The organism is Nonomuraea sp. IBHARD001 (assembly GCF_056106265.1).
This window is the reverse complement of the sequence record NZ_JBWBBW010000002.1, coordinates 1319365-1345590: the sequence shown is the minus strand read 5'-3', so window position 1 is coordinate 1345590 and position 26226 is coordinate 1319365. Positions and strand designations below refer to the sequence as shown.

Below are 26226 nucleotides of genomic sequence, written 5' to 3'. Positions count from 1 at the left end.
GCTTGCCATGTGGTGTTGAGTCCGGGCCGCGACCGGAATCCATGGCCATGACCTGACTTGATCAACGCTGTCAGCGGTCGGAACCGTACCAGGGAGGTCTTGACGACCGCCCAGGCACCACCTTCTCTCTGCTCGCGCTTTGCCGGACTATTGCCTGCGCGGATCGTTCGGCGTGTAGATGGCCGTGGGGTCGATCGGCTCGTCTTTCTCTCTCGGCTGAGCGCTCAGCGCGTCGCCGCCCTGATACGCCGAGAGGTCGAAACGCAGGGTCGAGTCCGCGGGCTCCTCGTTCCATCCGCTTTGTGATGGTTGCGGGTGGTAGGCCGAGGGCTGCTGCGGGTGGCCGAACGGATCGTCGTACGGCCTGGGCTGCTGGCCCGAGTAGTCGGGCACGGCGTCGTAGTGCTGTTGCTGCGGCTGCGCGGCGCCGGTGGTCTGCTGCTGGTAGTTCTCCGCCTGCTGGTAGGCCTGAAGGATCTGCTGCGAGCGCGGGTCGACCGGCGGGTCCGGCTCCTGGCGCTGGAGGTACTCCTGGCCCGAGTAGCCGGTGAACGGCTGGTTCTGGACCTGCTCGAAGGCGGGCGGCTGGTCGTAGTACGGCTGCGGCGCGGGCGGGGCCGGCGGGGCCGGCGGCGCGGTGTCGGCCGGGGTGTAGGCCGGAGGCGGGTAGGCACTGGGCGAGCTGTCGACGCTCGTGTAGCCGGGGTCCAGCGGGGTGTAGACGTTCGGGGTGCTGTCCGCCGGGGTGTAGGCGCTTTGCTGGGGCTCAGGCTGGGCCTGGTAGGCGCTGGGGAGCGTCTCCGACGGCGTGTAGCCGTACGACTCGGTGGCCGGGGCCTCGTGCGGGGTGGCGTAGAGCGGCGAGGCCGGGTCGTAGGAGGGCAGGTCGTAGGTCTTCTGGTCGTAGACCGGCGGCTGGTCGTACACCGGCAGGTCGTAGGAGGGCTGCTCGTAGGACGCCGACGGCTGCGGCTCGTAGCCGGGCGCCGGGGGAAGCGCCGCGGGCAGGGCGACCGACTGCGGGGCCGGCTGGGGCGCGGGCTGCGGGGGCTGGGCGTCGGAGGCGGCGGGCTCGGCGCGAGGCGCGAAGGCGTCCTGCCCGGAGCCGTAGGCAGGCTGGACCGGGGGCACGACGGGCGCGGCCGTGGCGGGCGCCTCCTGGACGCCTGCCAGCTGCGCGTAGGCGTTGGAGCCGGTCGGCTCACCGCCACCGTGCTGCGGCGTGTACCCGCCACCGGCCCCGGCGGCCTGCGCCTGCTGGCCGTACCCGGCGGCCTGGGCGGGCGCCTGCGGCTGCTGCTGGCCGTAGCCGGGGAAGGTCGGGTACGGCGTGCGGGTCTCGGCGCCGACGGCCTGCGGAAGGGTCCAGAGGAGGGCGACGCCGACGAGCGCGAGGGCGGGCAGCCCCAGGATCAGGAACTCCAGGAATCCCCCGAAGCTGCCGACCACGAACAGGCCGAGAAGGAAAGCGAGCGTGCCGAAGGCCGTCGCGACGGCGAGTGTGCCCGCGGCGACATAAGTGATCAGTTTCGCCTTGGCCGACGGCGTGCCGACCTTGGTGGCGAGCAGGACGGCACCGACCAGGAGCGCGGGCACGACCGGGCTCGTCAACTGCCCGAAGCCGAGCGCCGCGCGCTCGGTGAACGAGCCGCCCGACCCCAGCAACAGGCGCCAGACCAGCACGAACACATTCGTCACGGCCACGGCAAGCATGATCCAAGAAGCCGGCTCCTTGAGCCGGTCAGCCGAAATTTTGCTCACAACTACCCCCAACGGGCCCTTTTGACCCGATGGGAGTTTGCCACAAAGCCGACTTTGGTGACGGGCGACCCAGCAACCTCGCGTATCCCAATAGTCGTTCAAGTGGATATTTGTCGGAATTTTCGCGGGCCCGAACGGCCGAAGCCATCTCCGGGGACAAGCGACGCCACCTCCCGGACGGCCCGGTCACAGGCGGGTGCGAGACTTGCGGGCATGCGTATCGTGTCCCTCGCCGGTGGTATCGGCGGCGCCCGTTTCCTCCGCGGCCTGCGCGCCGCGGCCCCACAGGCCGACATCACCGTGATCGGCAACACCGGCGACGACATCACCCTGTTCGGCCTCCGGGTCTGCCCCGACCTCGACACGGTGATGTACACCCTCGGCGGCGGCATCAACGAGGAGCAGGGCTGGGGCCGGGAGAAGGAGTCCCACGTCGTCAAGGAGGAACTGGCCGCCTACGGCGTCGAGCCCCAGTGGTTCGGACTCGGCGACCGTGACTTCGCCACCCATATCGTGCGTACCCAGATGCTCGACAACGGCTACCCGCTCTCGGCCGTGACCGAGGCGCTGTGCGCCCGCTGGCAGCCCGGTGTCCGGCTGATCCCGATGACGGATGACAGGGCCGAAACCCATGTGGTGATCACCGACGAGCGCGGCAGGCGCGGGGTGCACTTCCAGGAGTGGTGGGTCAGGCTGCGCGCCTCGGTGCCCGCCGAGTCGATCGCCCTGGTCGGGGCCGAGCAGGCCGTGCCCGCGCCCGGCGTGCTCGATGCGATCGCCGAGGCCGACGTGGTGATCCTGCCGCCGTCCAACCCGGTCGTCAGCATCGGCACGATCCTGCAGATCAAGGGCATCCGCGAGGCCATCGCCGCCAAGACCGTCGTCGGCGTCTCGCCGATCGTCGGCGGCGCGCCCGTGCGCGGCATGGCCGACGCCTGTCTGACCGCGATCGGCGTCGAGACCAGCGCCCAGGCCGTGCTCGGCCTCTACGGCGCGGCGCTGGTCGACGGCTGGCTGGTCGCTGAGGAGGACGCCGGCGTGGCGCTCGACGGGGTGAGCGTGGTGGCCAGACCGTTGATCATGCACGACGCCGCCTCCGCCCAGGACCTCGCCCAGGCCGCACTCGACCTCGCCACGGAGCTGACCCGATGACCGACCAGGCCGAGCACCACACCCCGCACGCCGCGAGCGCCTCGGTGGAGGTCTTCGGGATCGCCGGGCTGCCCGAGATCAGGCCGGGCGACGACCTGGCCGCACTGCTCAAGGACGCCGATCTCAGGGACGGCGACATCCTCGTCGTCACCTCGAAGATCGTCAGCAAGGCCGAAGGCAGGATCCGCGAGGGCGCCGACCGCACCGACGCCATCGCCGGGGAGACCGAGCGCGTCGTCGCCAGGCGCGGCGACACCGTGATCGCCCAGACCCGTCACGGCTTCGTCATGGCCGCGGCCGGTGTCGACGCCTCCAACACCGAGCCGGGCACGGTCCTGCTGCTGCCCGAGGACAGCGACGCCTCGGCCCGCAGGCTGCGCGCCGCCCTGCCGGTGCGGGTGGGCGTCGTCGTCTCCGACACCTTCGGCCGCCCGTGGCGCAACGGCCTGACCGACGTGGCCATCGGCGCCGCGGGCGTACTGCCGCTGGCCGACTACCGGGGCGGCGCCGACACCCACGGCAATCCGCTCGTCGCCACCGTCACCGCGCTGATCGACGAGATCGCCGCCGCCGCCGAACTGGTCAAGGGCAAGCTCGACGGCGTGCCGGTCGCGGTCGTACGCGGCCTGGCCCACCTGGTGACCGACGAGGACGGCCCCGGCGTGCGCCCCCTGGTACGCCCGGCCGACGAGGACATGTTCAGGTACGGCTCCCGCGACGTCGTGTTCGCCCGCAGGACGATCAGGTCGTTCGCCGATCGGCCGGTCGACGGCGAGGCCGTGCGCAGGGCGGTCGCGGCCGGCATCGCGGCACCCGCGCCGCACCACACCACGCCGTGGCGCTTCGTGCTCGTCGAGTCGGCCGGCGCCAGGCTCAAGCTGGTCGACGCCATGCGCGAGGCCTGGATCGAGGACCTGCGCGGCGACGGCTTCACCGAGGAGTCGATCACCAAGCGGCTGCGCAGGGGCGACGTGCTGCGCGAGGCGCCGTACCTCGTGGTGCCCTGCCTGGTCATGACCGGCTCGCACACCTACCGCGACGACCGGCGCAACGCGGCCGAGCGGGAGATGTTCGTGGTGGCGGCGGGCGCGGGGGTGGAGAACTTCCTGGTCCAGCTGGCCGTCGAGGGGCTGGCCTCGGCGTGGGTCTCCTCGACCATGTTCTGCAGGCCGGTCGTACGCGAGGTGCTCGGGCTGCCCGACGACTGGGACCCGATGGGCGCCGTCGCCGTCGGCCACGCCGCCGCTCCCCCACGCGACCGGCCGGCCCGCGACGCGGCCGACTTCATCCTCACCCGCTGACCTGCTCCGGGGCGGGGGCGAGCCTGCTCCACGTCTCCAGGGCGGCGTCGGCGCGTTCGGGCGACAACGGCCTGCTGCTCGGCGAGGCCGTCGGCAGGCCGGGTCCCGGCGGGTACGGGCCGAGTGCGCCGTCGCCCGTTCCGAAACCGGCCTGCCTGACGAGCTCCTGGCCACGCGGCCCCGCGAGCCACGCGCCGAACGCCGCCGCCGCCTCGGCCTCGACCGGGTCCGGCGCGGTCACCACGTACGGGTAGTCGAGGGTGGGTGTGCCCTCGCGCGGGCGCAGGGCGACGACCGGGTCGGGCGAGGCGGCACGCGCGTGCTCCCGCACCGACTGCTCGGGCACCACGACGACCGGCCGCCGCCAGCGCGAACGGTCGTCGACCGCGGCCAGCGTCGAGCGGTGGCCGGGCGCGGCGCCGGACCGGACCCACCGCACGAACGCGGCCAGTTCCTTGCCCGCGTCCGGCCCATCCCCCAGGATCTCGCTCACCTCGGCGACGGCCGCGATCCCCGCTCCGGCCAGCGACGGGTCCGGCACCCTGACCACGTCGGGCTCGGCCGCGCCCGGCGCCGACCGGCCGTCTTCGGCCGGGGGCAGGAGCATGCGCCAGCTCAGCTCGCTCCCGCCGCCGGTGAAGGTCTGGGCCAGCGACCGGCGGGTGGCGAACACCAGGGGCGAGGTCGCCACCGTGGTCTCGGCGGCGGCGACGTGCCCGGCGCCCTGCCTGCGGGCCAGGCGTACCCAGGCCGACGCGTCGGCGACCCAGGCGTCGGGCCTGGCCGTGCCCGCTCCGGTCAGGGCGCGCAGGACGGCGGCGGGCGGCTGCTCGGTGACCTGGACGAGCACGCAGCGCCCGCCGACGCCGGTCCCGGTGCCGTTGAACAGCCCCGCCGACGCCATCACGGCGGGCGCGACGTCCAGCGCGGCGGCCACTCCGACCAGCACGGGCCGCCGGGCGTCACAGGGCGGCGCCGGGCGGCCGAACGCCAGGTACACCGTGCCCACCGCCCCGACGACGACGGCCAGCGCCGCCAGCGTGCCGCGGCGCAGGGCGCGCCGCCGCCGTCGCGCGATCGGCAGGGTCAGGGAGCGGTGTCGTCCCGAGCGCACGGCACCTCTCTCCCATCTCGACACATAGTGCGAAAGTGTGCCGATTGTCGCAGCACCGCCCACTTTGCGGAACAGCTCCCTCGGCTACGCCAGCGGCAGCACCCGGCGCACGCTCCGGCACACGCCGTCGCTCGCCTTGGCCGCCGCCAGGCGCTCCTCACTCGGCACGCCGTACTCGGTCGTGCGCTGGCGCAGGGCGCGGCCGGTGGGGGTGACCATGTCGGCGATCTCGGAGATCGTCTTGTAGGAGCCGTTCTCCGAGCCGGCCATGCGGCTGATCGTCTCCTCCATGAGGGTGCCGCCGAGGTCGTTGACGCCGCCGGTGAGCACCTCGCGGCACAGGTCGTCCTGGAGTTTGACCCAGGAGCACTGGATGTTCTTGATCGCGCCGTGCAGCAGGATCCTGGACAGGGCGTGCACCGCGCGGTTCTCGTCGGCCGTGGGGCCGGGCCTGGCGATGCCCGCCAGGTAGATGGGCGAGCTGGTGTGCACGAAGGGCAGCAGGACGAACTCCGAGAACCCGCCCGTCTGCTCCTGCAGCCTCCGGATCAGCTTGATGTGCTGCACCCAGTGCAGATGCGTGTCGACATGGCCGTACATCATGGTGGAGGTCGTCGGCAGGCCCACCTTGTGCGCGGTCGTGACGACGTCGATCCACTCGGCCGTGGGCAGCTTGCCCTTGGTCAGCACCCAGCGCACGTCGTCGTCGAGGATCTCGGCCGCCGTGCCGGGCAGCGAGTCGACGCCCGCCTCCTTGGCCGCGTGCAGCCACTCCTCGATCGACAGGTTGGTACGGCTGGCGCCGTTGATGACCTCCATCGGGGAGAACGCGTGCACGTGCATACCGGGCGTCCTGGCCTTGACCGCCTTGGCGATGTCGAAGTAGGCGGTGCCCGGCAGGTCGGGATGGATGCCGCCCTGCATGCAGACCTCGGTCGCGCCCGCCTCCCAGCCCTCCTGGGCCCGGTCGGCGACCTGGTCGAGGCTGAGCGTGTAGGCGTCGGCGTCGGTACGGCGCTGGGCGAACGCGCAGAACCGGCAGCCGGTGTAGCAGACGTTGGTGAAGTTGATGTTGCGGTTGACCACGTACGTCACGTCGTCCCCCGCCGCCTCCGCCCGCAGGTGGTCGGCGATGCGGGCCAGTTCGTCGAGCGCCTGGCCCGAGGCGCCGAGCAGGGCGACGGCCTCGGCGTCGCTCAGTCCCGCCGGGTCGGCCTCGGCCCTGCGCAGGGCGTGTGCGATGTCGCTCGGCGTGCCTGACCCGTGCGCGGCCGACGGCAGCCTGTCCTTGAGCGCCTCCCAGTCGCCGTAGACGTGGTCGAAGTCGTCGCGCCTGTCGTTGGTACGGCCCTCGGTGTCGACCGCGGTGTGCAGGTCGACCCGGCCGGAGGCGGCGAACCCGCCGTCCGGCTCCTGCCACGGCCTGCCCGTCAGCGGCGCGTCCTCGATCGCCAGGCCGCTCTCCGGATCGGCCAGCGCCTGGACATGGCCGAACAGCCGGGGGTCGAGCCACGGCTCCCCCGCCTTGACGTACTCGGGGTAGATCGTCAGGCGTTCCCTCAGGGTGAACCCGGCCGCGGCCGTGCGCTCGGCCAGCTCGTCGATCTGCGGCCACGGGCGTTCGGGGTTGACGTGGTCGGGGGTGAGCGGCGAGACACCGCCCCAGTCGTCGATGCCCGCCCTGATCATGAGCTGGTACTCGGAGTCGACCAGGTTCGGCGGGGCCTGCACGCGCATCTTCGGGCCGAGGATCAGCCGTGTGACCGCGATCGTGGCGGCCAGCTCCTGCAGGTCGGCGTCCGGCATGCCGCGCATCGCGGTGTCCGGCTTGGCGCGGAAGTTCTGCACGATGACCTCCTGCACACCGCCGTACTCCCTGGCCACCTTGCGGATGGCGAAGATCGACTCGGCCCGGTCCTCGACCGTCTCGCCGATGCCGATGAGGATGCCCGTGGTGAACGGCACGTTGGAGCGCCCGGCGTCCTCCAGCACGCGCAGCCGTACGGCGGGGTCCTTGTCGGGCGAGCCGTAGTGGGCCTGGCCCTTCTCCTCGAACAACCGCCGCGAGGTCGTCTCCAGCATCATGCCCATCGACGGTGCGACCGGCTTGAGCCGCTGCAGGTCACGCCAGGTCAGCACGCCCGGGTTGAGGTGCGGCAGCAGCCCGGTCTCCTCCAGCACGCGGATCGCCATCGCACGCACGTAGGAGAGCGTGTCGTCATAGCCGTGCGCGTCCAGCCACTCCCTGGCCTGGTGCCATCGATCCTCAGGCCGGTCCCCCAGCGTGAACAACGCCTCCTTGCAGCCCATCGCCGCGCCCTGCCTGGCGATCTCCAGCACCTCGTCGGGGCTCAGGAACAACGACTCCAGCTTGTGCGGCGCCGTCGCGAACGTGCAATATCCACAGCGGTCCCGGCACAGTCTGGTCAGCGGGATGAACACCTTGCGGCTGTAGGTCACGACGCCCGGACGGCCCGCGGCCTGCAGACCGGCGTCGCGTACGCGGGAGGCATGCTCAAGAAGGGTGTCCAGCTGCGCGTCGCGGGCGTGCAGGAGGACGGTGGCCTCGGTGACGTCGAGGGACTTGCCGTCACGGGCCCTGGCGAGCGCACGGCGGAGGGCGGAGTCGCTGACTAGAGTCATACGGGCACATTACGACCCCTGGGTATGCAGCGAGCACCCAGGTCTCACCAGGCGGTTCGACGCCCCTCAGAACCTGCGGTAGTCCCCGCCCGCCATCCGAGGGCCACACACGGGCAGGCGCAGCCCGGTCAGGCACGACGCTCAGAACCTGCGGTAGTCCCTGGCTGCCATTCGGGGCCCGCGCTTGGGTGGGCGCAGGCCGGTCAGGCTGATGTACAGGGCCGCCCTGTGTCGCTGGCCCGCATATGGCTCAAGGAGGCGGATCATGCCGGCGTCGTCCGTCTTCTCGCCCGTCAGCGCGTAGCCGACGATCTTGGACAGGTGGTAGTCGCCCACGCTCAGCGCGTCCGGGTCGCCGTGTGCGCGCTGCCTGGTCTCGGCCGACGTCCACACTCCGATGCCGGGCAGCGCCCGCAGCAGCCTGTCGCACTCAGCGCCGTCCGCCGCCTCCAGCTTGGCCGCGTGCCCGGCGGCGTTGGCGATCGTCCTGGCCCTGACCGCCTCGGCGCCCGCCCGGTGCCAGTCCCAGCTCGGGATGCGCCGCCACACCTCGGGCTCGGGGATCAGCCGCATGCCTTCGGGCGCGGGGCCGGGCGGCGGCTCGCCGTAGGTGCGCAGCAGCCACCGCCACGCCCGCCAGGCCTCGCTGCCCACGACCTTCTGCTCCAGCACGGCGGGCACGAGCGCCTCCCACACGCGCCCCGACCTGCCGATGCGCACGCCCTGATGCCTGCGCAGGACGTCGTCGAGCACGGCGTGCCTGACCTGGAAGCCCGAAGGGTCGTCCTCGGCGCCGAGCAGGGCGGGCATCGTCTCCAGCAGCCACTCGGCGCCGGGCCCCCACGCCTGGCCGCGCACCGTCCCGCCACCCGCCGAGATCCGCAACGTCCCGGGCCCACCCGGAGTACGGCAGGCACGCCAGACGGCGCCGTCGGGTGTCGTGCGCCATGCGGGGTCGCCGCCGCCGTGCTGGTGCGGGCTCAGCACCCTGGCCACGTCGAGCGGCCACGGCGGCGCCCACTCGCGTTCGGCGGGCGCCAGCAGGACGGTCATATGTCGCTGGAGAAACGCACCGCGCACGGCGGCAGCTCGACACCGGGCCACACCCTGGCGCCGGCACGCAACTCGTTGCCCGCCCCGATGTGGGCGTCGTCGCCGACGACGGCGTCGTGCAGCACGGCTCCGGCGGCGATGTGCGCGCGATCGCCGACGACCGAGTCGGTGACCGTGGCGCCAGGCCCGACGACCGCGCCTTCGCCCAGCACACTGCCCACGACCGAGGCGCCCGCCTCGACGACCGCCCCGGGGCCGACGACCGAACCGCCGGTGACCTTGGCCTCGGGCGAGATCGCACAGCCCGCCAGCGCCAGGTGCTCACCCGTGGGGCCGGGCAGCGCGGGCGAGTCCAGCCGGCCGAGCACCAGGTCACGCGAGCCCTTGACGAACGCCTCCGGCGTGCCGACGTCCAGCCAGTAGGAGCGGTCGGCATATCCGAGCACGAGCGCGCCCGACTCGATCAGGCCGGGAAAGGTCTCACGCTCGACCGAGACGACCTGGCCTTCGGGGATGGCGTCGATGACCGATCGGGTGAAGACGTAGCACCCGGCGTTGATGCGGTTGGTCACGGGATGCGGGGTCTTCTCCAGGAAGGCGGTGACCCGGCCGGACTCGTCGGTCGGCACGCAGCCGAAGCGCGAGGGGTCGTCGACCTCGGTCAGGTGCAGGGTGACGGCCGCGCCCGCCTCGACATGGCCACGCACCTGCTCGCCGATGTCATGGCCGGACAGGATGTCGCCGTTGAGCACCAGCACCGGGTCGCCGGGCCGGGCCGACAGGCCTTCGGCGGCGTTGCGGATGGCTCCGCCGGTGCCGAGCGGCGTCTCCTCCTGCACGTAGGTCAGCGACAGCCCGAAGGCCGAGCCGTCGCCGAACGCCTCCTCGAACATCTCGGCCCGGTAGAAGGTCGCGAACACGATCCTTCGCACGCCGAACGAGCGGGCGCGGGCGAGTTGGTGGGCGAGGAAGGGCACACCCGCCGTGGGCAGCAGCGGCTTGGGCGTGCGCAGCGTCATCGGACGCAGGCGACTGCCCTGCCCTCCCACCAGGAGGATGGCCTCAAGTTCTGGCAATGAGCTATCCATCACCGTGTGAGGTTAACCCACTATTCCACTGCCCGTTGATAGCACTGAAGATGCGCTTCGGCCGAAAAGTCCCAGGTGAACTCACGTGCGCGGGCTATCCCCGCCGTCCCGAACGCGGCTCTGCGCCCGGGCGCGTCGAGCAGGCCGCGCAGTGCGGTCGCGATGCTCCCGGCGTCGGGTTCGGTATAGGCGACGGCGTCGCCGCCGACCTCGGGCAGCGAGGTGCGATGCGTGGTGAGCACCGCGGCCCCGCAGGCCATCGCCTCCAGGACCGGCAGCCCGAACCCCTCACCCCGCGAGGGGAAGGCCACCACCAGCGCGCCGCCGAGGAAGCCCGCCAGGTCGGAGAAGGACAGATAGCCGGGTCTGACGACGCGCACGGTCGTGGCGACCTCGCTGCAGGCGGCGTCGACGTCGGTGTCGCGCAGCCCGCCGCCGAGCACCAGAGCGGGCGGATCGGCCAGGTCCTTGACCGCGAGCGCGAACCCCCTGATGAGCGCGGGAACGTTCTTACGCGGCTCCATGGCGCCGAGGAAGGCCACATACGACTGGCCGTGCAGCCCGAGCCTGCCGGTCAGCCGCTCGACCTCGGCCGCGGACGGAGGATGGAACAGCGCGGGATCGACGCCGTGATAGGCGACGTCGATCCGGGTGGGATCGGCGGCGAGCACCCGCACGAGCTCCTCGCGCGTCGCCTTCGACGGCACCACGATGCGCTGCGCGTGACGTACGGCGGTGCGGGTGGCCGAGCGGAAGAAGGCGGCCTTGTCCGGGCTGTGCTGCTCGGGCTCGGTGAACCAGGTGACGTCGTGCACGGTGGCCACCGTGGGCAGGCCCGAGCGCAGCGGGATGGAGTAGTAGGGCGCGTGGATCACCTTCGCACCCGCCTGCCTGGCCAGCAGGGGCACGGTGGTCTGCTCCCACGCCAGCCTGGCGGCACGGTTGGTGATGGAGACCGGCCCCGGCATGATCTGGGCCGTGGGCGCGAGCCTGGCGTAACGTTCGGCGTCGGAGCGCTGGCACACGACGGCCAGGTCGGCTCCCGCACGGTGAAGCGCTGCGACGAGTCCGTCGACATAGCGGATCAACGCGCCCCTGTCGGCCGGAACGGCGGCCGCGTCGACGAGCACACGAGGTGTCACGAAGATCTCTCCCCTCAAGATCTACGCGGTAACTGCCTCTCCCACTCTATGACCGGGGACGCGAAAGACGTGGCCTGAATCACACCGAGTCTTGGTCGACCGACGACCTGGCCGCGAGCCCGGCGATGCCCGCGCAGATCAGATCCCCGATGACGATGACGATGCGCGAGACGAGCGCCGCCGCGATGGCCGAGCCCCGGTCCAGCACGGGAGCGAGCACCGCCACCATGGCCACCTCACGCACCCCCGCGCCCGCCGGGACCACGAACGTCATGATGCCCAGGCACCACGACAGCGCGAAGGCGCCGATCGCGAACAGCAGCGCGCCCGAGGCGCCGAGGTCGTGCAGGACGAAGGCCAGCGACACCCCGTAGGCGCTCCAGCCGAGCACCGCCCAGCCGAGCGCGCCCAGCATGCCCCGCCTGGTCAGCGGCCGCTCAAGCGGCTCCTTGCCCAGCCTGCGCAGCCCGAAGCCGATCAGCGCGTTGATCACCTTCGGCTCCAGCAGCACGACGAGCACCGGGATCAGCAGCACCACCCACGCGTATCTGCCCAGCGAGCCGCCCGAGGCCAGGGGCAGTGCGACGACCGAGACCAGCAGGCCGGTCGCCAGCTGGATCGGCATCATGAGGAAGAAGGCGGCGGCGCTGCGCGGCCTGGGCACACCGAGGTCGCGGCCCATCTCCATCTGGGCCAGCATCGGCCAGACCGCGCCGGGGATGTACTTGCCGAGCTGCCCGACGAAGAAGACCTTGGCCGCCTGGCGCAACGGCAGCGGCGAGCCGAGGTCGCCCAGCAGCGTGCGCCAGGTGCACATGGCGGCCAGCAGGGCGACGATCACCCCGGCCAGCGACCCGGCGAGCGAGGGCCAGGTCAGCTCGGCGAACCCGGCCGAGACGGCATCCCACTGCGAGATCACCGCCCATGCGCCGAACCCGAGCGCGACCAGCAGGAAGCCGATCCGCAGGCTCTTCTTCACCTGGTCGCGACCGGCTCTGGCGGCTGCGGCAGCGCGGCGCCGACCGGGCGCAGCGGCCTCTTGGTCGCCACCCACAGATAGGTCGGCACCAGCGGCAGCGTGAGTCGCAGCACCGCGCGCGGCGTCCTGGCCAGCACCGTGCGCACCAGCCTGCCGAGCGCGCCGGGGAACAGCTCGCCGCCCGCGAACCTGTCGGGCGTGGCCAGCACGGGGAAGGTGTAGTCCCACACGTGGAAGGCGCGCATCATCCGGCGCAGCCCCCGCCTGGTGCGGTAACGCTCGTAGTAGTGCTCGGCCCGGCCGCTGGCGCGCACGTAGCGGTCGGCGAGCGCGGGCGGCAGGTAGGACAGGAACGGCAGCTTGTAGTGCGGCTCCATGATCCCGAGCCGGTTGCCGAGCCCCAGGTAGAGCACGCCGTCGTCGGCGAGCACCCGGTGCATCTCGGCCACGACGGCGTCGGGGTCGACCACGTGCTCGTAGATGTGGTTGAACACCAGCACGTCGACGGAGCCGTCGGGGAAGGGCAGCGCGGTGCCGTCGGCGCAGACGAACTCCACCCGCTCGCCGAAGCGCTGGGCCGCCTTGCGCAGGCCGGGCACGTCGATGTCGATGCCGAGCGTGTGGGCGGCGCCCGCCTGGGCGAGCTCGTCGGCGATGAACCCGGCCGAGCAGCCGACGTCGCCGACCGTGCGCCCGGCCAGCGGCCCGGCGAAGTGCTCCAGCACAGCGATGATCTTCGCTGCCTTGCGGCGGCGCTTCTCCTCGTCCAGCATCGCCGCCTGGAACTCGGAGTACTCAAGCTGTGCGACGCGCTCTGTACCCATGACCGTCAACAGTACCCACTCGGCACGGACCTACCGACGAGTAGCCCAGGTGCGTACGCTGGGCTGATGCTCAGCCGCCTGCGCTCAAGCCGCCTGCTGCGCCTCGCACTGGCCTTGGTCGCACTCGCCTTCGCCGGCTACGGCCTGGCCAGGAACGCCGAGGACACGCTCGCCGCACTCGCCGGGCTCTCGCCGCCGCAGGTGCTCGCCGCCTTCGCCGCCGTGCTCGCCGGGCAGTTCGTGATGATGCTGGCCTGGCGCACGATCCTGGCCGGGCTCGGCTCTCCGCTGCCGGTGCGGGTCGCGGCCAGGGTGATGTACGTGGGGCAGCTCGGCAAGTACGTGCCCGGCTCGGTGTGGGCCTACGCGGCGATGATGGAGCTCGGCCGCGACCACGGCAGCCCGCCCAGGCGCACGTTCGCCGCCATCTCGCTCGGCCTGGTGATCAACCTGGGCGTGGCGGTCGCGGTGGCCGCCGCGACGCTGGAGGCCGCGCGCACGTTCTGGCCGTTGCTGCTGCTCGTGCCGGTGATCGCCGTCTGCCTGCATCCCAAGGTGCTCACCTGGGGGCTCAACCTGGCCCTGCGGCTGGCCAGGCGCGAGCCCATGGACGAGGTGCTGCCCGGCCGTACCGTGCTGGCCGCCACCGCGATCACGGTGGCCGGGTGGCTGATCTACGGGCTGCACGTCCTCGTGCTCGCGCCCGGCGCCGGGTACGCGGTCGCGACCGGCGCCTACGCCTTCGCCTGGGCGAGCGGCCTGCTGGCCTTCTTCGTGCCTGCGGGCGTCGGGGTGAGGGAGGCCGGGATGACGCTCGCGCTCGGCCCGGTCGTCGGCGTGCCGCTCGCGATCGTCGTGGCGATCGTCTCGCGGCTGGCGTTCACCCTGGCCGACCTGCTGGGGGCGGGAGTGGCGTGGCTGGCGGGGCGGCGGGCTCAGGCGTCGAGCAGCGTCTCGACGTACGCCGCCCAGTAAGGGTCGGGGTCGACGGCCTTGACCCCGGCGCGCAGCCGTTCGGGCTCGCCGGGCGCGTAGAAGGCCTCGATCGCCGTGCGCAGCGCCTGCGCAGAGCCCGGCTCGACCAGCAGGCCGTCGACGCCGTCGGTGACATGGTCGGCCAGCGCCCCCACCCTGGTGGCGATCACCGGCACCCCGTGCTCGTGGCCCAGCCATACGTTCTGGGAGGCCGTGGCGTTGCGGTAGGGCAGCACGAGCGCGTCGGCCGCCTCGAACAGGGCGGGCACCTCGCTCGCCGCCACATAGCCGGGCCGCAGCTCCACCCGGTCGCCGAGCCCGAGTTCGGCCACCAGCGCCTCGGTCTCGCCGAGCCCGCCCCAGAACTCCCCCGCCACCGTCAGCCCCACCCCGTCGGGCAGTGCGCGCAGCAGCAGGTCGAGCCCCTTGTACGGCCGGACGATGCCGAAGAACAGCAACCGCCCGCGCACCTGCGCCTCGCCGCGAGCCGGCTGCCTCGACGGCAGGTGCGGCGGCAGCGCCACCACGCTCACCGGGGCGGCCGTCAGCCCTCTGGCCAGCTCGGCCTGCTGCTCGGAGTGGGCCAGCACACCGTCGACCCGCTTGAGCAGCGCGCGCATCAGCGGCCTGTCGTAGGCCTTGCGCTCGTGCGGCAGCACGTTGTGGCACAGCGCCACCACCTTGGCCCGGCGGCGCAGGCCGGACAGGATACCGAGATAGGCGGGGACCTGGACCGGGCTGAGCACCGTGAGGATCACCAGATCGGCGCTCCGAAGCGCGCGTCCCGTCCTGACCCAGCCGTCGGGCCGCCGCCAGTCGAGGTCGCGCCGCGTGCCGGGGTACGGCGTGCCCTCGGGCGCCGAGATCGTCTGGACGCCCGGATAGAGGAAGGAGGGGTACTGCGCACGCCAGGACTCGATGACCACGTCGTGCCCGGCCGCGCTCAGCCGATGGGCCAGCTCCGTCGTGTGCTGGGCGCCTCCGCCCTTGTAGGGGTACGTCGGCCCGACGATCGCGATCCTCACTCGCCCCGCGACCTCACGATCAGGTCGGCCAGCAGTGCGACCGACCCGATGAGCAGGCCGGACAGGAAGATCACAATAGTGTTGCTGGTCAGGTAGAACCCGTAGCGCACGACGTCGAACACGCCCTTGACCAGCCCGATCACCACCAGCCAGATGGCCGGGGGCATGAGCACCTTGAGCGGGTTGAAGTACATCACCATCCGCAGCACCTGCAGGATGTAGCGGTAGGCGTCGGAGATGAAGCTGAACTTCGACTTGCCCGCCCGCTTGGCGTAGTCGATCGGCAGGTAGTACACGTCGTGCTGGTTCGACAGGAACGACAGCGTGATCGTCGTGACGCACGAGAACCCGGGCGGCAGCAGCCTGAGGTACGGCCTGGCCACCGACTTGCGGAAGGCGCGCAGGCCGGAGTTGAGGTCGGGGATCTTCTGCCCGGCCAGCCGCTCGGCCACCTTGCGGATGAACCACTTGGCCGGGACCCGCAGCAGCTTGTGCGAGCCCTCCTCGGTGGTCCGCGCGCCGACGACCTGGTCGATCGTGGCGTCCTTCTCCAGGATCTGGACCAGCTCGGGGATGCGCTCGTTGGGATAGGTCATGTCCGCGTCGGTCCACACGACGATCTCGCCGTTGGCCTCCTGCGTGCCGATCCTGCGCACGGTGCCCGAGCCGCCGTTGCGGTGGAAGGCCCTGATGCGCATGTGCGGGAAGCGCGGCGCCGCCTCTTCGAGCCTGGCCAGGGTCTGGTCGGTCGAGCAGTCGTCGACCGCGACGAGCTCGTAGGTGTAGCCGCTGGAGTCCATGGCCGCGCAGATGCGTTCGACCTCGTCGATGACGTGGTCCTGCTCGTTGTAGCAGGGCAGGACGATCGTGACGTACGGGTTGGCCGGGTTGGCTTCCACAGCGAATCCACTCTGAGGGGTCTCGGGCGTGGGGGTCTCGGGCGTGCTCACGTCGGGCGAGGATACTCTGCCCGACCCGCAGGCGAACGCACGTCTAAGGATTGACCAAGGATACCGACCCGACGCCAGGCACCTCCTGGATCGCCGTTCCCGCAGGTCTGGCCGCCTGTTCGCGGTCGAATCTCACATAGTAGGCCTCGGGAAGATCCTTGATCCCCTCGGCGTGCACCTCCGGCTGGTAGTGGGTCATCAGCCGCAGGCCGAACACGCCGTCCTGGTGGAAGATCTGCTCGACGCCGTCCTGGTCGTTGATCGCCTCAAGGATCGCGGCCCGCTGGTCGGCCGTCACCGCACGGCCGCCGCAGGTCGTCTCGCTCGGCATCGACGGCGAGCACAGCACGACCGCGAGATGCGCCTTGCCCGACCAGAAGTCGGTGGGCCTGCGCCACATGTCCTCGATGCCCTCGGCCCCGGCCAGCTTCGCCACCAGCGAGCCGTACGCGCCGGGTTCGCGCAGTTCGCCCTCGACCGCGCCGATCGGCATGAGAAAGGAGGGGTCGTCCACGACCAGCGACCGCCGATGGCGCTCGGTGAGCTCGGCCGCGGTGGCGTAACGCGCCGACGCCACCTCGGGCAGCGCGGCCACCCGCTCGGCGACCTGCGCACCGCCGACGGCCGCGCCCGGCTTGAGCACCACGGTGAACCCGACGGCGGGCGGGAACGGCGCGACGGGCGGCGCCACCGGCACGACCGGACGCCGCCCGAGCTGCCACAGCACGACTCCCGCCGCCAGGAGCACCACGAGCACGACGGCCAGCGCCGTGCGATGCCGGTGCGCCCAGAGGGCGAGGCGGGGCTCCCGCTCGGATCCGAAGGCGAGCTCGTCGGCGGTCATGAGCACATCCTGATGCCTGCGCGCCGGGGCGGCTTCACAGTGTCGTCATCCAGACGTCGATCGAAAGCGACCACGTGCCGTCCGGCGGGCCGGTCAGCGAGCGTTCGTCCTGGCGGGTGCGCAGGTTCATCACCCGCACCGCCGGGCCGTACCCCGACACCTGCTCGGCACGCGCCGCCAGCAGCACCGGCACGCGCCCGGCCGCGCGCACCCGGCCCGCCAGGCGTCGTACGTCCTCGGGGGCGGGCACGTCGCCACCGGCCAGGCGCACCCGGGCCGCAGGCGCGCCGCACATGCCCCGGACGAGCTGGGTGAAGCGGTCGCCCGTCACGCGTTCGACCAGGAGGACCGAGGCGCCGTCCGGGATGTGCGCGCACAGGGCGGCGACGGCCTCGCGCTCACCCCGCTCGATGGGCGTGAACGCCGTGCCCGCCGACGTCACGGCGGGCGGCACGAGAACGGCCACCACACCCAGCGCCACCAGCAGACGGCGTGGGCGGGGCCCGTGACCCAGGCGTGCCGCCTTCTCCCGCGCCCAGCGCAACCCCCACACGGCCAGCAGCACGAGGCCGGGCACGACGACCGGCACCAGGCGGCGCGAGGCCCACGGCTGGTCGGGGGTGATCGAGGGCAGCAGCAGCGTCGTCACGGTCGTCCAGCCCACGACCGCCACCGGCAGCAGCCACGCGAAGGCGCTCCCCCGCAGCAACCGCCTGACCAGCACCGCGGCCGCCAGGGTGGCCAGCACGACGACCGGCGGCCCGACGTACCAGGACACCCAGTACAGCGAGTTCTCGTAGTACAGCCGCGACCCGTCGACCGGCAGCCCGTTGGCCTTCTGCGTGGCCTCGATGAACGTGGAGGTCAGCAGGTCCTCGGGCGAACGCGGCTCCCGCCGTACGGTCTGCACGAACGGGCGGACGGCCAGTCCCGCCATCACCAGCACCACCACGACGGCTCCCGCCTCGGGCAGCCACCGGGGCCTGGGCAGCCGCGCCAGGCGTGGCGCGAGCGCCGTGCCGAGCACCGTCGCGGCCAGCACCGCGGCGGCCAGCGCCAGCAACGGCCGCCAGGAGCCCGACAGATACTCCAGGTACGGCCTGGACAGCACGTAGGCGGCCAGGAAGCCGAGCCCGGCGCCGATGCCGAGACCGGCCAGCAGGGGCAGGCCCATCCGGCCTTCCGGCCTGGCCGACACCCGGCGCAACGCCACCAGCAGGCCGCCGAACGCCAGCACCGGCAGGACGTCGCGCAGCCCGTCGACCCTGACCAGCACGGCCAGCCCGAGCACCAGCCCGCCGAGCCCGGCACGCCAGAACGCACGCCGGTCGCCGCCGCCGGCCGCGCGTGCGTCGTGCAGCAGGCCGAGGCCGCCGAACAGCAGGATCAGCGAGGGGATCTCGCTCAGCGTCGTGCGCGAGGTGTAGAGGATCGGCAGGCTGATCGCGAACGCCAGTGCGGCCAGCGGCGCCCACCTGGCCCCCGCCAGCCTGGCCGTCACCCCGGCCAGCGTCAGCACGGCCAGCGCGCCCAGCACCGGCGGCCCCAGGATCGTGAACAGCATCGCCGGGCCCGGCATGAACTGCGGCACCACCCCCGACGCCGTGTCGTAGAACCCCACGCTGCCGAACACCAGCGCCGGATCGGCCCCGCCGAACGCCGCCTCCGAGCGCGGTATCGGCAGCGACCCGTGCCCGGCCAGCCAGGCGGCGTACTGCGCGTAGGTGGCGGGGTCGCGGCGCACGACGAGCTGCTCCGAGCGCAGCAGCGTGTTGAACACCCCCGAGCAGGCGGCGATCGCCAGCACCGCGCCCGTCTGCCACCAGGTGGCCCGCACCCGCGCCTCCCGCAGCGCGAACCAGCAGGCGCCGAGCGCGAGCAGCGCCCCCGCGACGGCGACCGGCCAGGGCGCGAACACGCCCGCGAGCAACGACGGCAGGCCGACGAGCAGCCAGCAGGCGACCAGCAGAGGCGGCGCGAGCGACAGTGCGGCGAGCACGCCACCCGGCGACGGCCGGAGCGCGCGGGGCGACCAGGAGTGCGTCATGGTGCTGGCGAGCGTATCCAAGCCCGGTAGCGTACGCGCTGGGGACGCGGGCGAGGCGAGGGGGCCGAGGGGGCGTGGTGCGAGCACGTGTGCGGGGGGTGCCGACCCTGCTCAGGGAGCATCGGTGGTTCGCGTGCGTGCTGGCCGTGGGCGCGCTGCTGCGGGTGGTCACGATGCTGGGCTACCGGCCCGCCCTGTGGTTCCCCGACTCCTACACCTACGTGGTCACCGCCATGCGGCCGAGCCCCGACCTGGTACGGCCTGCCGGGTACTCCCTGTTCATCAAGCTCTTCGAGCCATTGCACAGCTTCGCCGTGGTGGCGGGTGCGCAACACGTGCTGGGGCTCGCGGTGGGCGTGCTGGTGTACTCGGCGCTGCGTCGTGCGCCGCGCTGGGTGGCCACCCTGGCCGCCGCGCCCGTGCTGCTCGACGCGTATCAGATCGAGCTGGAGCACCTGCTGGTCTCCGACACGCTGTTCATGTTCCTGGTGGCGCTGGCCGTCGTGCTGGCCCTGCGGGAGGGGGCCGGATGGCGCACGGCCCTGGCCGTCGGGCTGCTGCTGGCCGCCGCCACGCTGACCCGGACCGTCGGGCTGCCGCTGGTGGTGGTCCTGGCCGGGTGGCTGCTGGCCAGACGGCGTGTCGCGATGGCCGGAGTCCTGGTCGCCGCCGCCTTCGTGCCGATCGCCGGATACGGCGCCTGGTTCCATGCCACCTTCGACCGGGTGGGCATCGTCGGGGCCAACGGCGTGTTCCTCTACGCCCGTACGATGTCGTTCGCCGACTGCGCCAGGATGCGCCCGCCGCCCGAGCTCGCCGTGCTGTGCGACCCCAGGCCCGCCTCCGAACGGCCGCCCTCGCAGGAGTACGTCTGGTCCCGCGACTCGCCGCTGGTGCTGCGGCCCGGCATCACCTTCTCCAGGGCGAACGACACCATCGCCGGGCAGTTCGCGATGCTGGCGATCCGCACCCAGCCGCTGGACTACGCGGCGTCGGTGCTGTCGGAGCTGGCCCGCACCTTCACCTTCGGGCGGCCGGTCTATCCGGACCAGGAGATCTACGACTACTACGAGTTCCCCTCGGCGACCCCTCCGCCTCCCGGGCGCCATCCGGCGCAGCGCGGGGTCGAGCTGGCCGTCGCCTACGAGCGCGGGCCCATCGCCACCGAGGTCGTGGAGCCGTACGCCGGGTGGATGCGGGCCTATCAGGGTGTCGTCCGGGTGCCGGGCACGGCGCTGCTGGTGTTGCTGGTGCTCGCGCCCGTTCTGGCGTGGCGGGGGGCTCGGTCGGGGGGCGGGGGGCGCTCGGCCGACGTCTGGGCGGTCGCTCTGCCCTGGGTGGTCGCCGTGGTTCTGCTCGTCACGCCCGCGGCCGTCGCCGAGTTCGACTACCGCTATGTCCTGCCCGCCGTACCGCTTGCGTGCCTGGCCGTGGGGCTGTCCGTTACGCCGCGAAACGTAAAGTTTGAGTCCGTTGCGTTCCATGAAATGTCCGATTCTGAGTATGCTGGGCCGCCGGATCATGATCCCGGGAGTAAAGGTGATCGAGGTTGAATTCGGCCGATCATGGCGCCCGGACCGCCGCGCGTGACCTACAGTCATGGCGCGATGAGCGATCGACCGAGCCGGCGTGATGCGGGCTCCGAATCTCCGGACGAGGAGGCCGTGATCTCATGAGTGACTATCGCAACGTGACCGTTGACGATCGACGGGTCGCGCCCGCCGAACCCGGTCCCCGGTCCGCGCGCAGGGCCGCGAGCCCGCCGCCGCCCGGTGACCTGCCCCCGCGTGGCAGACGCGGCAAGAGCGGCGGCCCCGGCAGATCACGCCTGTGGGCCTGGGTCAGCATCGTGGTGACCTCACTGCTCGTGATCGGCGCGCTGAGCGGCTACACCGTCTACCGGAGCCTGCTCAGCGGGGTCAACACCGAGGACGTGTCGGGCCAGCTCGCCGCCAACCGCCCCGTCGACGTCACGGGCGCGCTCAACGTGCTGCTCGTCGGCTCCGACACGCGCGCCGGTGCGGCGAACAAGAAGTACGGCCAGAAGGACAACCGGCTGGGCGCCACCGCGCGCACCGACACGATCATCCTGATGCACATCTCCCCCAACAGGGACGGCGCGACGTTCATCAGCTTCCCCCGCGACTCCCTCATCGACATGCCGCAGTGCAAGACGCCGACGGGTCAGCTCGTACCCGCCCAGCGGGTCATGATCAACGCGACCTACACGCTCGGCGGCATCGGCTGCACCTGGAGCACGCTGGAAGCGCTCACCGGCATCAGGATCAACCACTTCGTCGAGGTCGACTTCTCCGGGTTCAAGAACATCGTCGACGCCCTCGACGGCATCAACGTCTGCCTCAAGCAGCCCGTCGACGACCGCGCCTCCAAGCTCAAGCTGGCCGCGGGCAACCACACGCTGATGGGCGAGGAGGCGCTGGGCTACGTGCGTCTGCGCCACTACGGCAACGGCAGCGACATCGGCCGTATCAAGCGCCAGCAGCTCTTCCTCGGCCAGGTCGTCAAGAAGGCCACGAGCAGCGACATCCTGGGCGACCCCGGCAAGCTCATCAGCTTCATCAGCGCCGCCACCAAGTCGGTCAAGATGGACACCAAACTGGCCGGAAGCACCGACAAGCTGATCCAGATCGCGATGAGCGCCAAGTCGCTGACCGCCAGCAAGGTCGGCTTCATCACCGTGCCGTGGATGGCCGACACCGTCGACCCCAACCGCGTCGTGTGGAAGCAGCCCGAAGCGGGCAAGCTGTTCCGGGCCATCCAGAGCGACATCGAGCCCGAGCCGACGGCCACCCCCAAGCCCAGCACCGCGGCCACCGACAAGCCCAAGATCGCCCTGAAGCCCGAGCAGGTGCGTGTCCAGGTCATCAACGGCACCACCACATCGGGCAAGGCCCGCGAGGTCGCCGACGCACTCGCCGAGCAGGGCTTCCACGTCGTGGAGCTCGGCAACGCCCTGGCCGCGGACGGCACCAGCCAGTCGGCGACCAAGCTCCTCTACGCCAAGAACGCGGCCGACGGCGCCGACTACGCCGACGTCGTGTCGGGCAAGCTGCTGTCGAAGGTCGCACCGGCCGCGGGCAAGATCAAGCCCGGCACCATCGACCCGTACACCGCGCCCCTCGGCACCGGGACCGGCACCACGACCACCGCCGACGCCGGTGTCGCACCCAAGACGCCGATCATCCAGCTGGTCATCGGCGCCGACTTCAAGGGCGTCAAGGTGCCCACCAAGATCCCCGACAGCATCAAGGAGACGGTCGTCAAGGCCGACTCCAAGGACATCTGCGCCTAGCCTCCTGGAAAGGGCGGCCACACTCCTCCGGGCCGCCCTTTCCGCATTCCCTGTTTCCCTTGCTCGTACGGCTGGACCGAAACTCGCGCTTTGCCTGGGTGGCTGCCTGGGGCCGGTACGGCTTCGCAGGTCATACCTGGGGATTCGTCTCCGAGTTCCCTGTGAATGGGGCGGATTCTCGCCGCTGCATCGCGACAGTCGGATGATCGCCCGTTAAGGTGGTGCGGGTCGGCGATCCGTCTCGTCGGAGGCCCGTAAGCCGTGTGCAAGGCGTCCGCGTTAGCGTGATCGCGGCACCCCCGGCACCCGACAGATAGCGAAGCGTCTCCCCGTGAGTGACACCCGATCTTCGTATCCGGTCCCGGCCCCGCGGAGCAACGGCGGCAACGCCGACCCCGAGTGGCAGGCGGCCGCCGACGAGGCTGGGCGCGCACGCGAATCGACCTTCTGGAACGAGCAGGACGGCCCCGAGACCGGCTTCTGGGCCCCCCACCCCCAAACCCCCTCCACGCCCTCCTCCCGCTCCTCCTCCCACCCCCAGCACCCCTCACAGCCCCCGACACAGCCACCTGGCCGACAGGCCGGACCACCGTCGGGGGAGCACTCGGGACAGGCGGGGCTTTCAAGCCAGGCCGGACAGCCCTCCCAGCCTCTCCCGCAGTCCCACCACCAGCCGCAGCCGCAGTCCCAGCCCCTCCCCCAGGCGCGCTACCAGTCCCAGCCGGACTCCCAGCCTGTCCCCCAGTTCGGCTACCAGCCGCAGCCGCTCTCACAGCCGCATCCGCGCCACCAGCCCCAGCCCGACTCCCAGCCACACCCCCAGTTCGACTACCAGCCCCACCCGCGCCACCAGCCGCACCCCGACACCCACCCCCAGCTCCCCCCTCAGGCGCACCCCCAGCCCGGCCTCACCGCGCACGGCCTGGACCCGCATGCCCAGCACGTGCACAGGCAGGCGATGCCCGTGACCGATATGTGGCATCGCCCCCCGGCGGCTCATGAGGAACGGCAGCACGAGGAAGGGCAGCCGGAGGAGCCGCAGCCCGTCAAGCGCAAGCGGGAGCCGTACCTCGACAACGTCAAGTTCATCCTGATCGCGCTCGTCGTCGTCGGGCACTCGCTCGTGCCGACGCTGAAGGCGCACTCGGCCGAGTCGGCGTACATCTTCATCTACACCTTCCACATGCCGCTGTTCGTGGTCGTCAGCGGTTACCTCTCGCGCAACTTCTGGAACTCCAACGCCAAGACCAACAAGCTGGTCGACACCTTCCTCGTGCCGTACGTGATCGTCGAGGTCGGCTACGCGGCCCTGCGCACGGCGCTGGGCATGAAGTGGTCGCTGACGATCATCGACCCGGCCTGGCTGAACTGGTACCTGCTGGCGCTGCTGTTCTGGCGACTGTCCACCCCGGTGTGGAAGCGGATGAAGTACCCGGTGCCGGTCTCGATCGCGATCTATCTGTTCGCCGGGTTCTCGCAGATCACCGGCGACTTCAGCATGGACCGCTTCTTCGGGCTGCTGCCGTTCTTCGTGATCGGCCTGGTGCTGCAGCCCGAGCACTTCGCCCTGCTCGACCGGATGTGGGTGAAGGTCGCGGCGGCGCTCACACTGGTGGGCGCGGCCGTGGTCGCGGTGTTCGCGGCGCCGGTGCTGCCGTTCAAGCTGTTCTACTTCAAGAGCAGCTACCAGGACCTCGACGTGAGCTGGTGGATGGGGCTGAGCCTGCGGGGTGCGATGCTGGTCGCCTCGCTGGCCATGTGTGTGGCGGTGCTCGCGCTGGTGCCGCGCAAGGAGACCTGGTACTCCGACCTGGGCACGCGCACGCTCTACGCCTACCTCCTGCACGGCATTCCCGTGATGATCGCCAAGGAGATGGGCTGGCTGGAGCTGCCCTGGCTGTTCGGGCCGCTCGGTGTGCTCGCCATCGCGTCGAGCGCGTTCGTCCTGGCCATCGTGCTGTGCCTGCCCGAGACGCGCACGGTGTTCAAGTGGCTGATCGAACCGAGGCTGACCTGGTTGTACCGCCGCCCCTCGGCCAGATCGGCCCAGCCCGCGAAGCCTCCGGCAGCCGAAGTTCAGCGGTAGTTCCTCCTGCATTAACGCCAAGGACGATGCGGCCGCTCAGCATCGGCATATGCGTGCAGTTGTCGCGACGATTACTCATCACCCCGAAGACGCCCGGATCATGCACCAACAGATCAGGGCGTTGCTCGACGCCGGGCACGAGGTGACCTACATAGCCCCGTTCACACACTGCAACGTCACCCCCGCACCGCCACTGCGCTGGATGGACGTGCCCAAAGCCACCGGGCACCGCCGCGCCCATGCCGTCAGGGCGGCCCGCCGTGCCCTCCGCCACGCGGTCAAGGACGCCGACCTGCTCATCGTGCACGACGCCGACCTGCTGGCCGCACTGCCCGCGCACTGCCCGCCCACCGTGTGGGACGTCAGGCCGGGCCGTGGCCGCGGCCTGCTGCCCGGCGCCTGGCACCGGCTCCTGGAGCGCAGGAGCGACAGCAGGGCCGGGCGCAGGACGAGGATCGTGCTGCAGGAGGAGTCGCCGAGGTTCGCGGGCGAGCACACGCTCGTGCCCGCCGCCACGTTCGTCACCGAGAACCCGCCGCCGCCCGGCGACTCCAGGGTGGTGCACATCGGCAGGCTGTCGGCCGCGACCGGCGTGGGCGACCTGGTCGAACTGGCCGGACGGCTCGGCCCGCACGGCATCAGGCTCGACCTCATCGGCGCCGCCGACCCCGCCGTACGCCCGATGCTGCGCGACGCCCAGCGCACCGGCCTGCTGGACTGGTTCGGCCACGTGCCCAACCGGCACGCGCTGCGCATGACCCAGGGCGCGCTGGCGGGCCTCTGCCTGACCGGGCCCGGCGGCGCCGCGCTGCCCACCAAGATCCTCGACTACATGGGCCGCGGCCTGCCCGTCGTCACCACGACGGCCTTGCCCACCGCCGCCGCCCTGGTGGAGCGCGTCGGCTGCGGCTCCGTCGTCCCGCACGGCGACGTGACCGCGGCCCTGACCGCGCTCCTGGCCCTCAGGGACGACCCGGTACGGCGATGCGCCGCCGGAGCCGCCGGGCATGCCGAGGCCCGGCTGCGACACCACTGGCCCGACCAGGCCGGATCGTTCGTGGCGCGCCTCGAGGGCTGGGCGGCGGGCACCTCCGTGCTGCCCGCCCGCTCCCTGGCCTACTGAGAGCCTCGTGGAGGAGATGGCCAGAGGGTGAATGCTGCCGGCTCACCCGTGACGTGCGGGCCAGGGGTTGATGTACTGGGGGCATGGTTGCGCATCTGATCCAGGGCCGAACGGTCGTCATGCCCGTCCAGGTGCGGGACGCGACGGCATGCGGCGCCACGTTCGCCGTACGGGCCGACGCCGCCCGTGCCGTGATCGCCTACTCGGGGCTCGACGTGGCCGAGGTGCTGCCGGGCAAGGCGATCTGCACACTGGTCTTCCTCGACTACACCGACGGCGATCTTGGCGCCTACCGCGAGTTCGGCGTGGCCTTCCTGGTGCGTCCGCCGGGCGGCGAGAGGTCGGCGGGCACGGGCCTGGCCAGCCTGCGCGACGCGGGCGCGTTCATCCACTGGCTGCCGGTCGACGAGGCCTTCACGATGGAGGCGGGCCGGTCCATCTGGGGCTTCCCCAAGGAACTGGCCGAGATCGACCTGCGCATCGGCTCGCCGTACAAGCGGTGTGTGTTGCGCAAGGACGGGCGGCTGGTGCTCGACCTGCTGATCAGGCCGGGCGTTCCGGTGCCCGGTTCGTTCTCGCTGGCGGCGATGGCGGCCTACACGCACTTGGAACGTGTCACCCGGCGCACGGGCTGGTCGCTGCGCCCGCGCGGGATGCGGATGCGGCCCGGGGGCGCGCTGATCCGGCTGGGCAACCATCCGATCGCGAAGGAGCTGAGCGAGCTCGGCCTGCCGAAGCGCGCGCTGATGAGTGCGACGGTGTCGCGGCTGGCGATGACGTTCGGCGACGCGCGCGAGGTCTGAGCG

General features: G+C 71.8%; 21 protein-coding genes. 8 read left to right on the top strand and 13 right to left on the bottom strand.

What is annotated here, in order from left to right; genetic code table 11:
- Window positions 1-147: 147 nt before the first annotated feature.
- The gene (locus tag ACTWNK_RS08540) at window positions 148-1704 is read right to left on the bottom strand and encodes a hypothetical protein (RefSeq protein WP_474303320.1); all 1557 of its coding nucleotides are present in this window, start codon (window positions 1702-1704) and stop codon (window positions 148-150) included.
- A 270-nt stretch (window positions 1705-1974) separates the two neighbouring features.
- On the opposite strand from ACTWNK_RS08540, the gene cofD reads away from it, so the two are divergent.
- Window positions 1975-2913 (top strand): 2-phospho-L-lactate transferase, encoded by a 939-nt coding sequence (gene cofD / locus ACTWNK_RS08535; protein ID WP_474303319.1) that lies wholly within the window; start codon window positions 1975-1977, stop codon window positions 2911-2913.
- Complete coding sequence (locus tag ACTWNK_RS08530; protein WP_474303318.1) at window positions 2910-4214, top strand: coenzyme F420-0:L-glutamate ligase; 1305 nt, start codon at window positions 2910-2912, stop codon at window positions 4212-4214. Before cofD ends, ACTWNK_RS08530 begins: the two co-directional genes overlap by 4 nt.
- On the opposite strand, the gene ACTWNK_RS08525 is transcribed toward ACTWNK_RS08530, so the two are convergent.
- The 7 genes from ACTWNK_RS08525 to ACTWNK_RS08495 all read right to left on the bottom strand — a co-directional run bounded on the left by ACTWNK_RS08525 (window position 4204) and on the right by ACTWNK_RS08495 (window position 13057).
- Entirely contained in the window at window positions 4204-5328 is a 1125-nt protein-coding gene (locus ACTWNK_RS08525; RefSeq protein ID WP_474303317.1) for a substrate-binding domain-containing protein, read from the bottom strand. The two genes, ACTWNK_RS08530 and ACTWNK_RS08525, sit on opposite strands and share 11 nt — an antisense overlap.
- An 84-nt stretch (window positions 5329-5412) precedes the next feature.
- Window positions 5413-7971 carry a bifunctional FO biosynthesis protein CofGH gene (locus ACTWNK_RS08520; RefSeq protein WP_474303316.1) on the bottom strand — a complete coding sequence of 853 codons (2559 nt, stop codon included), beginning with the start codon at window positions 7969-7971 and terminating at the stop codon, window positions 5413-5415.
- Window positions 7972-8112: 141 nt separating this feature from the next.
- The gene (locus tag ACTWNK_RS08515; RefSeq protein ID WP_474303315.1) at window positions 8113-9024 is read right to left on the bottom strand and encodes a DNA-3-methyladenine glycosylase family protein; all 912 of its coding nucleotides are present in this window, start codon (window positions 9022-9024) and stop codon (window positions 8113-8115) included.
- Window positions 9021-10100, bottom strand: coding sequence for a mannose-1-phosphate guanylyltransferase (gene manB / locus ACTWNK_RS08510; RefSeq protein WP_474303314.1), 1080 nt, complete (start codon window positions 10098-10100; stop codon window positions 9021-9023). The genes ACTWNK_RS08515 and manB overlap by 4 nt, the downstream gene beginning before the upstream one ends.
- Window positions 10101-10132: 32 nt before the next feature.
- Window positions 10133-11254 carry a glycosyltransferase family 4 protein gene (locus ACTWNK_RS08505; protein WP_474303313.1) on the bottom strand — a complete coding sequence of 374 codons (1122 nt, stop codon included), beginning with the start codon at window positions 11252-11254 and terminating at the stop codon, window positions 10133-10135.
- A gap of 79 nt (window positions 11255-11333) precedes the next feature.
- The gene (locus ACTWNK_RS08500; RefSeq protein WP_474303312.1) at window positions 11334-12233 is read right to left on the bottom strand and encodes a lysylphosphatidylglycerol synthase transmembrane domain-containing protein; all 900 of its coding nucleotides are present in this window, start codon (window positions 12231-12233) and stop codon (window positions 11334-11336) included.
- The gene (locus ACTWNK_RS08495) at window positions 12230-13057 is read right to left on the bottom strand and encodes a class I SAM-dependent methyltransferase (RefSeq protein ID WP_474303311.1); all 828 of its coding nucleotides are present in this window, start codon (window positions 13055-13057) and stop codon (window positions 12230-12232) included. The genes ACTWNK_RS08500 and ACTWNK_RS08495 overlap by 4 nt, the downstream gene beginning before the upstream one ends.
- Before the next feature lie 66 nt (window positions 13058-13123).
- On the opposite strand from ACTWNK_RS08495, the gene ACTWNK_RS08490 reads away from it, so the two are divergent.
- Window positions 13124-14032, top strand: coding sequence for a lysylphosphatidylglycerol synthase domain-containing protein (locus tag ACTWNK_RS08490; protein WP_474303310.1), 909 nt, complete (start codon window positions 13124-13126; stop codon window positions 14030-14032).
- Here ACTWNK_RS08490 and ACTWNK_RS08485 read toward each other — a convergent pair.
- From ACTWNK_RS08485 to ACTWNK_RS08470, 4 genes are all read right to left on the bottom strand, one after another.
- Complete coding sequence (locus tag ACTWNK_RS08485; RefSeq protein WP_474303309.1) at window positions 13993-15057, bottom strand: glycosyltransferase family 4 protein; 1065 nt, start codon at window positions 15055-15057, stop codon at window positions 13993-13995. The genes ACTWNK_RS08490 and ACTWNK_RS08485 overlap by 40 nt on opposite strands.
- Entirely contained in the window at window positions 15054-15956 is a 903-nt protein-coding gene (locus tag ACTWNK_RS08480; RefSeq protein ID WP_474310865.1) for a glycosyltransferase family 2 protein, read from the bottom strand. The genes ACTWNK_RS08485 and ACTWNK_RS08480 overlap by 4 nt, the downstream gene beginning before the upstream one ends.
- 94 nt (window positions 15957-16050) lie before the next feature.
- The gene (locus tag ACTWNK_RS08475; RefSeq protein ID WP_474303308.1) at window positions 16051-16851 is read right to left on the bottom strand and encodes a hypothetical protein; all 801 of its coding nucleotides are present in this window, start codon (window positions 16849-16851) and stop codon (window positions 16051-16053) included.
- 34 nt (window positions 16852-16885) lie between these two features.
- The gene (locus ACTWNK_RS08470; protein WP_474303307.1) at window positions 16886-18919 is read right to left on the bottom strand and encodes a hypothetical protein; all 2034 of its coding nucleotides are present in this window, start codon (window positions 18917-18919) and stop codon (window positions 16886-16888) included.
- Between the two features lie 56 nt (window positions 18920-18975).
- Here ACTWNK_RS08470 and ACTWNK_RS08465 point away from each other — a divergent pair, with 56 nt between their 5' ends.
- Both ACTWNK_RS08465 and ACTWNK_RS08460 read left to right on the top strand, forming a co-directional pair.
- Window positions 18976-20451, top strand: coding sequence for a hypothetical protein (locus ACTWNK_RS08465; RefSeq protein ID WP_474303306.1), 1476 nt, complete (start codon window positions 18976-18978; stop codon window positions 20449-20451).
- Between the two features lie 119 nt (window positions 20452-20570).
- Window positions 20571-22211 carry an LCP family protein gene (locus ACTWNK_RS08460; RefSeq protein ID WP_474303305.1) on the top strand — a complete coding sequence of 547 codons (1641 nt, stop codon included), beginning with the start codon at window positions 20571-20573 and terminating at the stop codon, window positions 22209-22211.
- Between the two features lie 769 nt (window positions 22212-22980).
- Here the strand turns inward: ACTWNK_RS08460 and ACTWNK_RS08455 are convergent.
- Window positions 22981-23154: a hypothetical protein gene (locus tag ACTWNK_RS08455; RefSeq protein WP_474303304.1), complete on the bottom strand. Its 174-nt coding sequence runs from the start codon at window positions 23152-23154 to the stop codon at window positions 22981-22983.
- Window positions 23155-23169: 15 nt separating this feature from the next.
- On the opposite strand from ACTWNK_RS08455, the gene ACTWNK_RS08450 reads away from it, so the two are divergent.
- The 3 genes from ACTWNK_RS08450 (at window position 23170) to ACTWNK_RS08440 (ending at window position 26223) form a co-directional block, all read left to right on the top strand.
- A complete protein-coding gene (locus tag ACTWNK_RS08450) occupies window positions 23170-24297 on the top strand; it encodes an acyltransferase family protein (RefSeq protein ID WP_474303303.1) in 1128 nt (375 codons plus the stop codon).
- A gap of 100 nt (window positions 24298-24397) precedes the next feature.
- Complete coding sequence (locus ACTWNK_RS08445) at window positions 24398-25420, top strand: glycosyltransferase (protein ID WP_474303302.1); 1023 nt, start codon at window positions 24398-24400, stop codon at window positions 25418-25420.
- Between the two features lie 83 nt (window positions 25421-25503).
- Window positions 25504-26223, top strand: coding sequence for an acetoacetate decarboxylase family protein (locus ACTWNK_RS08440; RefSeq protein ID WP_474303301.1), 720 nt, complete (start codon window positions 25504-25506; stop codon window positions 26221-26223).
- The last annotated feature ends 3 nt before the right edge of the window (window positions 26224-26226 follow it).